The organism is Streptomyces sp. NPDC025638 (genome assembly GCF_055558775.1).
In genome coordinates this window covers 105,414-117,269 of sequence record NZ_JBVHLX010000023.1, presented here as the reverse complement: position 1 = coordinate 117,269, position 11,856 = coordinate 105,414, and the positions used below count along the sequence as shown (strand labels likewise).

The following is an 11,856-nucleotide window of genomic DNA, read 5'->3' as shown; positions in this document are numbered from 1 at the left end:
ACTTCGCGGTCGCCATGCCGACGCCGGCCCCCACCCTGAGGCCGCGACGGCGCCTCCGGCACCACCCGCTGGAACAGCTCCCACAACTCGTCCGGTACCAGCCGCTCAACAATCCTCGCCACGACTGGCAGCTTACCCAGCCAAATGAGATGACGTCTTAGGAGAGAGGTTGGGTGATTCGGGGCCTGAGCTGCGGCTTTGCCAGCCGAGGAAGGGTGCGGCTGCTCGGCTGTGGGGCACCGGTGTTGACCGCTGCTGACCCCTGCATCTGGCACGGTTGTGGCACGAAGCTCAGCCGACGACAGTCAGTCACGATGGCGGGTGCGTCGACCGAACAGGCGCGTGTATGTCTCGCTGTACCCCCACCGACCTTCACACCCTCCCCTGCACCTCGTCGAAGCGGGCACGGGCGTCCGCATTACCTGTGGTCGCTTACTTCAGCAAATGATCTCTTGAGGGGCGACATCATCCTGATCAGTGACGACCGAAATCGATCATCTATGTGCAACTTGCAATCGCCAGAGATGGCGGTGGCAGCTACCCTGGAAGGAATCGTTCCGATTCGAATTCCACACTGCGACCTTCGTGTGGCCCCCGAATGTGGTAGACAGTTGAGTAGGGTCAAGATGGCTTCGCAACCGGAGTGCACCCACGTGACCCGAAGTAATGTCAATTTTTAGGGGAGAGATCTCATGGCGTCGCAGACTCAAGCCTATCGAATTACCGGATCCGAAGCAGAGATTGAAGGATTTCTGCGGAGTCTACGTTATGAACCGAGTCTGGAGGTTGTCTCGAAGGAAAGAGTTGATCGCCCTTCGTCAACTAGTGATGATGAACCCTTGGGGCAGACGGAGCTTATCGATGTTCTAATTCATTTTTCGGTCGCCTTTGGTGCGCATTCTGTGCATGACCTAGTGAAAGAGCAGTTCGCCCGATACAAGAGAAGTCGCCGACACATGAAGTTGCATAAAGAGGAACCTGAGAGCCGCGCCAAAGGTGAGAGCGTGGATGACGAAGGTGAATCGAACCAAGGCGGCGAGGGCGATCCGGCCTGATGGATAATGCGACTACTTTCATTGAACCCAAGGCGTCTACTGGTCCATTCTGCGGGGAACTCCTTGAGAGCGCAAACGGGGGATTCAGCTTCAACCCCACCACGCTAATCCAGCGAAGACCTTCCGAAGAGGATGCAGATGTAACGAAGAATGGAATACCATCACTGGAACACGAGCGGACACACTGGTTTCAATACTGCGGATCAACTATTGGATCCACTCTCATGTCTCTTTCGCGTGCAGAGGATTTGTTAGTGGCGCGAACGTTGAGATGCGGCTCCATGAATCAAGAGGAGCGAGATTTTGTCCGTGAATGTTTGATTTCCGACAGGGCTTTACTGCATTTTGTCGAGCGGGGCGAGGCACCCGATGCCATTCGCGCAATGTGTCACGAAATCTCGCGGTTGCGTGCAGCCCGAAGAATTCTAATGGAAGAGAGCAAAGTTTGGGCAGTTCCTTTGGAAGATGCCGGAGATCTACTGAGTAAAGCCTTCCACATCGCCGACACGGCATATGGCTTTCATACCGGAAATCATCGACCATGGGGGCTTGATGGTGCAGAGCAAGTCTTTATGCGGATGGACATGACGGCTGCTCCGATCGTTGTTGAGGCGCAGGAAATCTCTACGCGCCACATCTTTGAAAGTGCAGCGTTTTTTAATGAGTGGGGCCTTACGGTTTCCTACTCTCATGGAGGATTCGGTATTCCAAGAGTCGGACAACAGTGGAGTGGGCTTGAAGTCGGCTCAGACTACTGGCACTTGTTCAACGACGCACTAACCGGACTTCCGCCAAGGTATCGGCTTTGCATCGACATTGCTCTACGGGAATGGTCTAAATTTTTCCCTGAAGTGTTCAAGGGGGATTTGGGTAACCAAGCACTGCGGGCTGCCCTCACTTTTCTTTGTTGTTGCGATATTGCAATCAATCCACCGGTGCCACCCATTTGTGAGCCTGAGTCCCTTAAGTGGGGTAGCCTCGCTCCTCCCGCTCGCTTCCTTGCCGCGATTGAAGCAGTGGCGGATGCGGGAATTATTTCTGTGTGGCCGAGCGGTACTGAGTATGAGGAATTTCGAGATCGCTTGAGTAATGCGGCAGATCTCAGTGTTGGGCAAATCCGAGAGCGAAGTTTTCAGCATGAGCGCATCTCTGGGAGTCTCTTTTGTGAGATCGACGCATCGGATCCGTTGCTGGAGAGGCTCTCCTTTTTTGACTATCTAGTTTGGGCAATGGAATCTCTTCATTCGCTGCGGAGGGAATACCCGTTTCACTGGAGCTTGCCATGGTTGCTTAACGTACGTTTCGATGGTTTCGATTTTCTGGAAGTTCGAGCAAGTGACGACTTTTGTTTCGTGAGTGCGCCACTCTTCTGGACTGGCGACTTGTGGGGCAAAGAGGTTCGCTTGTCTGAGCATTTTGCCGTCAGGATTTTTTTGGAGATCTGCATAGCGCAATGTTTGAAGTTGGCGATTATGCGATCCGGAGTAATTGACCTGACTGAATATTTCCCTATAGGCTTCCTTGAGCAGGCAGGAGTGCGAGATTTCGTACTCCGGAGCCTCGTGGAATTCTCTGGCGTTCCGGAATTTGAGGTGCGTAGCATCTCTTTCGCGGATGCGGATCGAATACTTGAGGAAGTGTCGAACCCTCTGCAATGGGAACCTAGAGTTCCTGGAGGGGGCAGCTTTCTGTATCGGGTGCAGCGTCGGGAAGTTGAGTCGCTTGACTTCTCCAGAATGGCGGAGTTTTTTAGCGATTTGAAGACGGACCCTAATGGGAACATGAGGGTAGTCGATATTACTATTGACGGGTATAACTCGGATTCGAGGGAACTCTATGACATCCCGTCGGTTCGGGCATACCTGGTCGAACTGCAGGAGCGCTTCCCTTGCTGGCCTTGGTATTTTTCGTGTCATGTTGATCCTGCTCGCTGCGTAGCTACCTTCCTCTGCTTCCTGTCCGCGCATGAGGACCCATGGAGGCTCACGGGAAAGGAATCAGGGGAATGGCTGATCAGAGTAATTCTGGGGCTGAGCGAAGAGGCGGAGGCGGCGGGGGTCGAGTCGGCGCAGTGTGTCGAAATGGGAAAAGATATCTGCGACGCCGTACATAGCTTCCTGAATGTAAGGTTGAATTAATATGGTGTCTGGTCGGGGAAGCATCGACTAGGTCGGCGGAGCGGCTTTGGGGTGGCGCTGCTTTGGCGCGAGTGATCATGGCCCCGTAAGCTTCCGGCGCGTCGGGCAGTCTGTGGACCTGCCCGGTAAAGCACGACGTTGGGGCCATGATCTTCGAGGCTCGCGCCAAAGTGGCTCCGTAACTGGCCGTTCTCTATCCGTCCGTGTGGTCGGAGGGGTTCGAACAGGGGCCTGGTTCGGGTGAGTCGGCCGGTGCAGGTGCATGGAAGAAGGGCCTCTTGGTAGCTCGCGGTTGTCGAATCCAGCGAGAAGCAAGAGGCCCTGGTGTCAAAGTGTCGCGTGGTTGCGGTCGCCGAGTCCAGTTCGTCCACTCCTTGGTGTGACTGCCTCGCCCATCGGTTCGGGAACGCGGCGGACCGGCCGGAGCGCCGGCCCCGGTACGACTCGGACATAAGCGATGCGGAGTGGGCTCTGGTGCGGGCTCTGCTGCCGGTGCCGGGATGGCTGGCGGGCCGGGGCGGCAGGCCGGAGGGCTACTGCCACCGGCAGATGATCGACGCGGTGCGTTACCTCGTCGACAACGGCATCAAGTGGCGCGCAATGCCCGCCGACTTCCCGCCCTGGCCACGGGTGTATGCCTTCTTCGCCCGCTGGCGCGACACGGGCCTGGTGGCCGAGCTGCACGACCGGCTGCGCGAGGCCGTCCGCGGAACTGAGGGCCGCAGCCCGGAGCCGACCGCGGCGGTCGTGGACTCACAGTCCGTGAAGGCGGACGCCACCGTCACCCACGCCTCGCGGGGTTACGACGCGGGCAAGAAGACATCCGATGCGAAGAACGTGTCAAGCGGCGAGGGCAAGACGAGGTTCTCGCGAGGTCGGAAAGGCTACGGCCTCGTTGAACGGGACGCGGTGAGTCAGGCAGTGGTGGAGGCAGCCGATCATCCGGTTGAAGAGGTTCCTCTGGGCGGCCGTGTGCCGGTCCCCGGCCTCGCGTCGGCGGTCGTAGTGAGCCCGCGCTCCGTCTGAATGTGCCATCGCGGAGAAGGCCCACATGTAACCGACGCCGGCCAGCCGCTGGTTCTTCACCCTGCGGGCCGCGACGGACACGCTCTTGCCGGAGGCCCGGGTCACCGGGGCGGAACCTGCGTACGCCTTCAGCCCTCTGGCGTCGGCGAACCGAGTCCTGTCGTCGCCGATCTCGGCCAGAACCCGAGCCCCGCTGAGCGGACCCAGCCCTGGGAAACTGGTGATGATCCCGGCATCAGCATGTGCCTCGAACGCCTGCATCGCGGCTCCGGCAAGATCATCGGCGCTCGAGCAGGCGGCTTCCAACTGCCGGAGCAGCGCGAGTGCCTGGCGTCCCATGGCCTCCTCGACGAGGGGAAGATGGCGCATCTGCGGTGCGCGAAGTGCGCTGTGCAGACGCTCGACCTCCCTGTCGATGGTGTTCTTGCGCCCGGCCTTCTTCAACACGGCCCGCAGCTGCGGCCGGGTCAGCTTGGCCGCCTGGCGCGGAGTCGGCGCCGCAGCCAGGAGAGCCCGGGCTATCGGGTGATAGATGCCCTCACGGCGGTTCCCGACGGCGGCCAGGTAACTGGGGAAGTACTCGCGCAGGTGAGAGGTCAGCTTGTTGCCGGCCTGGGTTCGGTCCCAAACGGCGTCCTGCTGTGCACGGGCAAGGACCGCAACGGCCTGAGCCACCTCCGAGTCGGCGGGAAGCATGCGGTGAGCGTCGGCGTCGGTGCGGAGAATGTTCGCCAGGACCATGGCGTCCAAGTGGTCGGACTTCTTCCGGGAAACCGTGTGTCGGTCCCGGTACCGTGCGGCGGCCATTGGGTTGACGGCGTAGACGGGGCGGCCGGTTGCCCGAAGGCAAGCAACCAGAAGACCGCGGGAAGTCTCAATGGCCACCGGAATGGGGACCTGCAGACTGTCGCCGTGCTCGGCGAGCATCTGAAGCAGCTGGTCGAGCCCCTCCGCGGAGTCATCGATGCGAGCGCGAACCATCAGTGAACCCGTTTCGTCGACGATGGCTATGTCGTGGTGGTCGCTGGCCCAGTCGACGCCGCAGAACGCTCTCACTCGCCTCACGCTTTCTCATCGAGCCTGTGCTGTGGCTGGTCACAGCCGTGCAGGGCATGCGTCTCTCTAATGGAAGGGCTCGATGGCCCGACATCCGATTAGCCGTTCATGACCCCAGCGACCTGCGGGGCCCTCGGTCTTGATCGGAGCTGCTGGCTCCCGAGCACGTAAGAGGTAGTCCCCGCAGGGGGCTTGGACCATGATCATCATCGGTGACCAAGTGTTTGCTCTCGACGTCGACGGCGAGCGCCAGCACACGTCAGTCTTCTTTGAGGGCTCAAGGCCCGGATCAACGGAGGACGTCGTGCTGACGCCGGCGATCGGCATCGAGAAGGTGGTTCAACGAGCTCAGCTCCCGCCCATTAGATCAACGGGCGCAAGCGCCACCTGCTCACTGACACCCTCGGACTCCTTCTGGCCGTGCTGGTCACGCCGGCTTCCACGACCGACCGGGACGCCGCCCGCGTCCTGCTGCCCACAGCAAAGAATCACTTCCGGCGGCTGGTGCGGATCTGGGCCGACGGCGGTTACACCGGCCACCTCACCGACTGGACCACCCAGCACCTCGGACTGGTCCTCGACATCGTCCGCCGCAGCGACGATGTCCAAGGTTTTCAGGTCCTGCCCCGCCGCTGGGTCGTCGAAAGATCCTTCGCCTGGTTCCTGCGCAGCCGACGCCTGGTCCGTGACTACGAACGACGCACCGACACCAGCGAGACCGTCATCCTGTGGTCGATGACCATGCTCATGAGCCGCCGCCTGGCCGCCCAGCACCAGCAGCGTCCTGATCCGGCGCGGGCAGCATGAACCTGCCCGGCTTCACCTCGACCAGCCATCCCCGCTCCACCAGCCGTTTCAGCCGGGCCCGCGCTCCCTCGACGCGCGAGGCGGACGCGCTGTCCCAGCCCAGCACCACCGCTGCCCGCCGAGCACCGAGCCCATCAGCTCCCACCTCCAGGGCGGCGGCCATCAACGCCTGATAGTCCACCGACAACACCTCGGTTCCGGCCGCATCCTGGCGGTGAGGCACCGCCGGCGCGGCCCCACAGGCTTCCTCTGCGACACCCTGTCGGCCACCACCGCGGGCGCATCTTCCTCGGCCAGCGCCTCCAGATACTGCTCCAGGCCGATCACCCGGCGCCTGAGCATCTCTTCCGCCTCTGCCAGAGCCGCCCGCACCCGCTCCAACTCGGCTTCGAGTTCCTCCACCCGCACGGCCGCGGCCTTCTGCCGCGCTTCCAGAACCGCCCGCATCGATGGCACCCGCCACCCCCACGACATCTCGGTCAGCAACGGACCAAGGCTCCCGCGACAACTGCGGTCTCATGCCTGACCAGCAGAAACCGCACACGAGGTTCGGAAAGAGAACGACCTCTAAAGCCGTGGAGCCGACCGCCCCAGCCACGACGTACCCCTTCTCTGGCATCAGGTGGCTGCATGCTTTGAGCGCGGCACGGGCGCCGGCCGGGCTGGAGCGGGGCGGAGACTGGAGCGCAGGCCCGGCCGGGGGCCGGGCCTGCGCGGGGAGCGGAGCGAGCCGCACTTGATGACGTAGAGAAGGTCTGAGCCAACCGGGGTCTGCTACAGCCGGAACGAGAGCTCCAGCTCGCCGCCCGGTAGGTGGAACTCCTCTAGTGCCAAGGGCTTGTCCGCGGCCGTGAGCGTCACTCGGAGGATGTGGAGGAGTGGGACCCCGTCCGCGAGTCGGAGGGCCTGGGCCTGGTCCGGAAGGGGCATGCGGGTTCGGACGTACTCCGTGAAGTGGAGTTCGTGGCCCAGGTGGGAGAGCGCGGTGTAGAGCTCCGGTGCCGGCGGTGGGGCCTCTTCCTCGTACTTGGTGTCGATGAGTACCGAGAACGGGACGTAGGTCCGGTGGAGTTGGCGCAGGCGGCCATGGTCTGCTATCTGTAGCGCGTCGTACGTGAACATCGGCTCGCCCGGCGGGATGCGGAGTAGGTCCGCCAGGGCTAGCGGGGCGTCGGTGCGGGTGGCTACGGGTGGCTCGGCGTCGGTCCAGCGGATGCCGTCGGCCTCGGCGTAACGGTCGTCGGGGGTCCGGCGTACGCCGCGCGGGCGCGTGAGGCTGGGGCGGCCGTGCGGGGAGCGGGCGAAAGTGCCGCGGCCCATGATGGCCTCGACGAGACCCGATGCCCTCAGCTCCATCAGGCCCTGACGCACTGTGGGGCGCGTCACGCCGAACTGTTTTGCCAACGCCTCCTCGGACGGGAGCGGTTGGCCAGCCGGGAAGGTGCCGTTCAGGATGCCTTCGCGCAGGTAGTCGGCGATCTGCCGGTACTTCGGCTGCGTGTTCTTCGGCGGCATGCGGGCCCTCCGTGGCCGTGGCCTCTGCGGCTGTTCAGCGTCGTAGACAGCTTGTCCACGATCGTGGACAGCTTCCCTCATCAGTAGGCCGGTTGACAACCCGTACTACGGGTGGTCACTCTGGACCCGTCACCCGTACTACGGGTGGTCTAGCGACCCGGAGGAATGGCCTTCGGGTGCCAGAGATGAGGGAGATCTGAACAGTGGCAAGCCTTCCGATCGACACCGCGAAGTACACGGGGATCATCTGCGCCGTGCCCCCGGCTCCGCGGATCGCCAATCGTGAGACCGGTCAGCTCCGTGTTGACCGCGAGACCGGCAAGACCATGTACCAGGTCGGTCTCTGCCTGATGGCCGGGGCCTCCGCGGACGTCGTGAACGTGAGCGTGGCCGGTGAGCCGGCCGGAGTGCAGCTCGGCATGCCGGTGGCCGTGCGGGACCTGGTTGCCACGCCGTGGGAGAACGAGGGGCGGCACGGAATCGCGTTCCGCGCTGCGGAGATCCGGCCCCTGAGCGCCCCCGCTCCGGCGGGCAAGGGGGCCGGGCAGTGATGGAACTGGCCTCCACCACTTCGGCCGGCGCGACAGGGCCGAGTTGGGTGCTCGTGGTGGCCGCAGTGCTGGTGTCGGGCCTCTCGACGGGACAGAGCGGCACGTGTGCCCGGGGCACGCTGCCGCGCTCTGGCTCACGGACCCGACACTCCGGTTCAGCGCCAAGACCCGGCCGGAGGGGATCTCGGCCGTGATGCGGCACGCGTTCGGCAGGGACGGTGGTCGGCGATGACCACTACCTTGTCGGCGAGCGCTGCCGCACTGGTCGCCAAGGCATCGGACCCCGGGTTCGCCGCCTGGCGCCGCAACATCCTCCGCCTCGGCGGTTGCACCAACCCGATTCACCTCGTCGGCGGGGCAACCATCTTCGATACGAACACGGGTGAGGCCCTGCTCTCGCTCGGGACGGACGCGTACGGCGGTCGCCTGCTGACCGCCTGCGGCAACCGGCAACCGGCGGGCGACGGTGTGCCCGGCCTGCTCGGGCCTGTACCGGGCGGACACGTACCAACTCGTCCGCGCTGGTCTCGTGGGCGGCAAGGACGTCACGGAGGCGGTGAGCGGGCACCCTCGGGTGTTCGCCACCCTCACCGCGCCCAGCTTCGGCCCGGTTCACACGCGCCGTGAGCGGGAGGGGCGAGTGCGGGCCTGCCGTCCTCGCCGGGCGGGTGAGTGCTGTCCGCACGGGACTCCGAAGGGATGCCATGAGCGGCACGCGGCGGATGACCTCCGCCTTGGTGAACCTCTGTGCCCGCGCTGCTACGACTACGCCGGCGCAGTGCTGTGGCAGGCGTCTGCCGGTCGGCTCTGGCACAGGTTCGGGCTGGAGCTGCGGCGTGAAGTTGCCCGGCGCGTTGGTCTGTCGCGCTCGGAGTTCGGGGACGTCGCACGGCTGTCGTACGCGAAAGTCGCCGAATACCAGCGGCGGGGCCTGGTCCACTTCCATGCGGTGATCCGTCTCGACGGACCGGACGGCCCTGACTCGTCGCCGCCCGGTTGGGCGACCGTGCCGCTCCTGCTGGACTCCGTGCAGGCCGTGGCCGATCGGGTGGAGCTCACCGCCCTTGGTACGGACGTCATCGGTCCGCGGGTGCTGCGGTTCGGCGCCCAGGTCGACGTACGTCCGGTATCCACGTACGAACCACGAGCGGGGGAACGGCCCGCCTCCGCGGCGGCCGTGGCGGCCTATATCGCTAAGTACGCCACCAAGGGGGCGGAGTCCGCGGGCGCGGTGGACGGCCGGATTCATCACGCGCGGGAGATGGTCCTACTGCCCGTGCGTGCGCACGTGCTGCGCATGATTGGCACGTGTTGGTGGCTCGGTGGGCTTCCGGAGTTCGAGCCGCTCGGGCTGCGCCGCTGGGCCCACATGCTCGGGTACGGCGGTCACTTCTCCACCAAGTCGCGCCGCTACTCGACCACGCTGACCGCCCTTCGGCAGGCCCGTGCCGACCACCGCGCGGAACAACAGCGGGTGTCCCTCGGCTTCGCCGCCCGTCCGACGGTCACGGTTGGCCAGTGGCGCTATGCGGGGCGCGGCTACTCGCCGGAGGGCGCCTTGCTCGCCGCCTCGATCCGGGAGGGCGGTGGTCGTCATGGCGCGTGAGAGCCGTGCGCGGGCCTCCGAACTGCTCACCGTTCGGCAAGTGCTCGACGAGCTGGGCGGCATCTCCCGACGCACCTTCTACCGCTGGAGGGAACTGCGCCTCGCTCCTGCCTGCATTCGCCTGCCGAACGGGGAGCTCCGGATCCGGCGGGACGCGCTCAACGACTGGCTGGAGGAGCGGGCGGAGGGGGCTGCGTCGTGAAGTCGTACAAGGTCGTCATCTGGAAGCTGAGCATCAACCGATCCGCGAAGAAGCCCACGTATCTCGTCCGCTGGTCCGTGGACGGCGAGCCGTTCCACGAGTCGCACAAAACCAAGGCATTGGCTGATCGCTTCCGAGCCAAGCTCCTTCGTGCGGTTGACAAGGGCGAGCCGTTCGACACGATCACCGGGCTCCCCGACTCGCTGCGCGGAGGAAAGGCGGCCCTGTCCTTCCTCGACCTGGTGTGCAAGTACGTGGACGCGCGTTGGGGCGAAGCGTCGGCCAAGCAGCGAGACGGCATGACGGATGCGCTGGCGACGGTCGTTCCTACCCTGGTCAAGCCGGGGCGGGGGCGGCCTGCTCCGGAGACGCTGCGGCGAGCCCTGCGCTCGTATGTCTTGCCGGTCCCCCGCAGGGAGCGGGAGCGGCCCGAGGAGATTGCCGCGGCCGTGCGGTGGATCGAAAAGGCGTCGCTTCCGGTGGGGGAGTTACAGGAGATCGCCCGAGTGCACGAGCTGATCGATGCGGTAGGTCGACGACTGGACGGCAAGCCTGCGGCGACGCAGACATACCGGCGACGGCGCGCGGTGGTCTTCAACGTGCTGGAGTACGCGGTTGAACTCGAACACCTGCCGTCCAACCCGCTGAACCGGGTCCGGCGCAAGCGCGGTAACCGTGCCGTGCAGGAGGTCGATCGCCGGGTGGTGGTCAATCCTCGACAGGCGCGGGAGCTTCTGACCGCGCTCACTTATGTGGGCGGGTACGAGCGGGCGAGCGGCCGGCGGCTGCGGGCGTTCTTCGGGTGCCTGTACTACGCGGCTATGCGACCTGGTGAGGCGCTGGGGCTTCGTCGCTCCGACTGCACGCTTCCGGTGTCGGGCTGGGGCCGTATCGAGCTGGCAGAGACCCGCCCCACTGCCGGGAAGGCGTGGACGGACTCCGGGGAGGCGCACGATCGGCGCGGCCTGAAGCAGCGGGCCCAGGGTGAGGTACGGATCGTGCCGATTCCGCCTCCGCTGGTGCTGCTGCTCCGTGAGCACTTGGAAGAGTTCGGCACGGCGGAGGACGGCCGGCTGTTCTCCAGTGAGCGGGGCAACGTGATCGCTGCTTCGTCGTACTCCCGGGCGTGGAAGCAGGCTCGACAAATGGCGCTTGTCCCCGATCAGGTTGCCTCGGTCCTGGCCTTTCGGCCGTACGACCTTCGGCACGCGGGCGTGTCCCAGTGGCTCAACTCCGGAGTGCCAGCACCGGAGGTCGCCGCTCGCGCCGGCCACTCGGTGGACGTCCTCCTGAAGATCTACGCGAAGTGCATCGACGGCCAGGAACAGGAGATGAACGACCGGATCATGCGAGGACTCGGGGAGAACCCAGCGGACTGACACAACGACCTGATCACATACGGGAGCCCTGGACTGACTTGAGCGGTCCGGGGCTTCGGCCTGCCGCGAGGTGTGTACCCTCCTGGGCTGTACGGCCGGAGAACGATCCGACCAGGTCCAATTGAGGAGACACCATGACTCTCAAGCCCATGAGTACCGCTGCGGAAACCCGAGTTGGCCTGAAGGACGGCACCCATGCCGTCCTCACGCTGGCGGACGTCGCTGTCGCTGCACTGCATACGTCCGAAGACGAGAAGTACGACGTGCTCGCGGTGGTCGGCGCGAAGAACGTCCCGGCACTCGTGCTCGTGCGGAACGCGCTGAAGGGCCAGGACCCGGCGAACACCAACGCCGCCGAGATGGCTCTGCATGATCTCGGGTTCAGCATTCTGGTACGGCGCCGGTTCGACAACGCCACCGGTGAGCCGGTGCGACTGACCCGTGAGCAGATCAACAACTCTTCGATCTGACCTCGAACGACGCCCTCGACAAGATCGACTAAATGCCGGAGCTTCGGGTTT

General features: G+C 64.3%; 9 protein-coding genes and 3 pseudogenes. 9 read left to right on the top strand and 3 right to left on the bottom strand.

Annotated features, from left to right (window positions below):
* Positions 1 to 692 precede the first annotated feature (692 nt).
* From ACZ4EG_RS40685 to ACZ4EG_RS40675, 3 genes and pseudogenes are all read left to right on the top strand, one after another.
* Positions 693 to 1,055, top strand: coding sequence for a hypothetical protein (locus ACZ4EG_RS40685; protein WP_467794197.1), 363 nt, complete (start codon positions 693 to 695; stop codon positions 1,053 to 1,055).
* A 281-nt stretch (positions 1,056 to 1,336) separates the two neighbouring features.
* Positions 1,337 to 3,193: a hypothetical protein gene (locus tag ACZ4EG_RS40680; protein ID WP_467794196.1), complete on the top strand. Its 1,857-nt coding sequence runs from the start codon at positions 1,337 to 1,339 to the stop codon at positions 3,191 to 3,193.
* 324 nt (positions 3,194 to 3,517) lie between these two features.
* Positions 3,518 to 3,817: pseudogene (locus tag ACZ4EG_RS40675) on the top strand (transposase); the annotation flags it as partial.
* A gap of 216 nt (positions 3,818 to 4,033) precedes the next feature.
* On the opposite strand, the gene ACZ4EG_RS40670 reads toward ACZ4EG_RS40675, so the two are convergent.
* Entirely contained in the window at positions 4,034 to 5,275 is a 1,242-nt protein-coding gene (locus ACZ4EG_RS40670) for an IS110 family RNA-guided transposase (RefSeq protein WP_467794202.1), read from the bottom strand.
* A 420-nt stretch (positions 5,276 to 5,695) separates the two neighbouring features.
* On the opposite strand from ACZ4EG_RS40670, the gene ACZ4EG_RS40665 reads away from it, so the two are divergent.
* Entirely contained in the window at positions 5,696 to 6,082 is a 387-nt protein-coding gene (locus ACZ4EG_RS40665; RefSeq protein WP_467794195.1) for a transposase, read from the top strand.
* Here ACZ4EG_RS40665 and ACZ4EG_RS40660 read toward each other — a convergent pair.
* Positions 6,021 to 6,529: pseudogene (locus ACZ4EG_RS40660) on the bottom strand (hypothetical protein). The gene ACZ4EG_RS40665 and the pseudogene ACZ4EG_RS40660 overlap by 62 nt on opposite strands.
* A 327-nt stretch (positions 6,530 to 6,856) precedes the next feature.
* Positions 6,857 to 7,597: a GntR family transcriptional regulator gene (locus ACZ4EG_RS40655; protein ID WP_467794194.1), complete on the bottom strand. Its 741-nt coding sequence runs from the start codon at positions 7,595 to 7,597 to the stop codon at positions 6,857 to 6,859.
* Between the two features lie 203 nt (positions 7,598 to 7,800).
* On the opposite strand from ACZ4EG_RS40655, the gene ACZ4EG_RS40650 reads away from it, so the two are divergent.
* From ACZ4EG_RS40650 to ACZ4EG_RS40630, 5 genes and pseudogenes are all read left to right on the top strand, one after another.
* Positions 7,801 to 8,148, top strand: a complete 348-nt coding sequence (locus tag ACZ4EG_RS40650; protein ID WP_467794193.1) for an SCO3933 family regulatory protein — start codon at positions 7,801 to 7,803, stop codon at positions 8,146 to 8,148.
* A 228-nt stretch (positions 8,149 to 8,376) separates the two neighbouring features.
* Positions 8,377 to 9,754: pseudogene (locus ACZ4EG_RS40645) on the top strand (replication initiator).
* A complete protein-coding gene (locus tag ACZ4EG_RS40640) occupies positions 9,744 to 9,956 on the top strand; it encodes a helix-turn-helix transcriptional regulator (protein ID WP_467794192.1) in 213 nt (70 codons plus the stop codon). Before ACZ4EG_RS40645 ends, ACZ4EG_RS40640 begins: the two are co-directional and overlap by 11 nt.
* Complete coding sequence (locus tag ACZ4EG_RS40635) at positions 9,953 to 11,335, top strand: tyrosine-type recombinase/integrase (protein ID WP_467794191.1); 1,383 nt, start codon at positions 9,953 to 9,955, stop codon at positions 11,333 to 11,335. The genes ACZ4EG_RS40640 and ACZ4EG_RS40635 overlap by 4 nt, the downstream gene beginning before the upstream one ends.
* Positions 11,336 to 11,469: 134 nt before the next feature.
* Positions 11,470 to 11,805, top strand: a complete 336-nt coding sequence (locus ACZ4EG_RS40630) for a hypothetical protein (protein ID WP_467794190.1) — start codon at positions 11,470 to 11,472, stop codon at positions 11,803 to 11,805.
* Positions 11,806 to 11,856: the final 51 nt, after the last annotated feature.

Coding starts and splice junctions, on each gene's coding strand:
- ACZ4EG_RS40640 (WP_467794192.1), top strand. CDS start 9,744: ATGGCGCGTGAGAGCCGTGCGCGGGCCTCCGAACTGCTCACCGTTCGG.
- ACZ4EG_RS40680 (WP_467794196.1), top strand. CDS start 1,337: ATGAATCAAGAGGAGCGAGATTTTGTCCGTGAATGTTTGATTTCCGAC.
- ACZ4EG_RS40685 (WP_467794197.1), top strand. CDS start 693: ATGGCGTCGCAGACTCAAGCCTATCGAATTACCGGATCCGAAGCAGAG.
- ACZ4EG_RS40630 (WP_467794190.1), top strand. CDS start 11,470: ATGACTCTCAAGCCCATGAGTACCGCTGCGGAAACCCGAGTTGGCCTG.
- ACZ4EG_RS40655 (WP_467794194.1), bottom strand. CDS start 7,597: ATGCCGCCGAAGAACACGCAGCCGAAGTACCGGCAGATCGCCGACTAC.